Source organism: Photorhabdus heterorhabditis (assembly GCF_018448905.1).
GTDB lineage: Bacteria > Pseudomonadota > Gammaproteobacteria > Enterobacterales > Enterobacteriaceae > Photorhabdus > Photorhabdus heterorhabditis.
This window is the reverse complement of the sequence record NZ_RCWA01000127.1, coordinates 1-1,324: the sequence shown is the minus strand read 5'-3', so window position 1 is coordinate 1,324 and position 1,324 is coordinate 1. Positions and strand designations below refer to the sequence as shown.

The following is a 1,324-nucleotide window of genomic DNA, read 5'->3' as shown; positions in this document are numbered from 1 at the left end:
TCCCACTTCTCAGGCCGCAACCGTCTGTGTGACGGATTTACGCTGGCCTCCATGGGCAGAAACGACGAGTCCCGCCGCCTGTAATTCCTGTATGCCCTTGCGCCGGATGTTGAGCGCCGCATTGATATCTCGGTCATGCTCAACGCCACATTCAGGACATGACCAGATGCGCTTATGTAACGGCATTTCCGGCATTTTATGACCGCAACAATGGCAGGTTTTCGAACTGGCGAACCATTGATCCAGCTTCACCAGATGAACGCCTTTTTCTGCTGCCTTGTATTCCAGTTTTGTGATGAATCCATTCCAGCCAGCGTCACTGATAGCGCGAGCCAGCCTGGGGTTTTTCATCATATTTGCTGTTTTCAGCGTCTCCACAATGACCGCTTGGTTTTCGTCAACAATTGTGCGGGAGAGTTTGTGCTGAAAATCAGCGCGGGCACTGGCTACCCGTTCGTGTACGGCTGCAAGCCGTATACGGGCTTTACGACGATTCGCACTGCCTTTTTTCTTTCGTGACAGCGCTTTCTGCTTACGTCGCAGGTGACAACTGGCATTGATGAGATGACGGGGATTAGGCACCTTATTCCCGTCCGATTTGATAGCGAAATGCGTCAGCCCCATATCCAGACCTGTAACGCCTGATATCCGCGTTGGTTTCACTCGCGCTTCTGCCCCATCATTACAGAGTATCGAAGCGTGGTATTTACCCGTCGCAGAACGCGTGATTGTGATGCTTTTCACTTCCCCGTTAATTTCACGATGAAGCCGGGCTTCTACTGGGGCCAGTTTGGGGATTTTGATGGCACCATCCAGCACCTTCACCCCGACACAATGATAACTCGACTGTTTCCCCGGTTTGCGTTTAAACGCCGGGAAACGCGCTTTCAGCTTCGGATTAAAAAAGTTGGAAAATGCGACATCGAGGTTAATCACCGCCTGCTGCAAGGCGATGGAATCGTATTCTTTCAGCCAGCTATAGCGGCGGGATTTCTTTGCGGCTGCCAGTAACGGTTTCAGGTCCTTACGCGGGCTTAAATTCACGCCGTGGCGTTTATAAGCCTGTTTTTTGATGTGCAGAGCCTTGTTGTACGCAAAACGCACCGCACCGAACTGGGCATTAAGATAGTCAGCCTGTTCTGGTGTGGGATAAATGCGTACTTTTGTGGCTCTTAACATCGTCAGTGCTCATTGATATCATTCATCTATTTTAACCGGTTAGGTGGATATATCAATTGAGTCATCAGCATGAGGCACTGGAGGGATTTCTCCGAAAACGGCACAGCGTCAGTAAACTGGTTGTGCATCTGATTTTCACGACAAA

1 protein-coding gene and 1 pseudogene are annotated in these 1,324 nt (G+C 50.3%); one reads left to right on the top strand and one right to left on the bottom strand.

Annotated elements, in window-relative coordinates:
- Positions 1-9: 9 nt before the first annotated feature.
- Positions 10-1,179, bottom strand: coding sequence for an RNA-guided endonuclease InsQ/TnpB family protein (locus EAE89_RS22885; RefSeq protein ID WP_214086655.1), 1,170 nt, complete (start codon positions 1,177-1,179; stop codon positions 10-12).
- Between the two features lie 56 nt (positions 1,180-1,235).
- Between EAE89_RS22885 and EAE89_RS22880 the strand changes: the two are divergent.
- A pseudogene (locus EAE89_RS22880) lies at positions 1,236-1,324 on the top strand (IS200/IS605 family transposase); the annotation flags it as partial.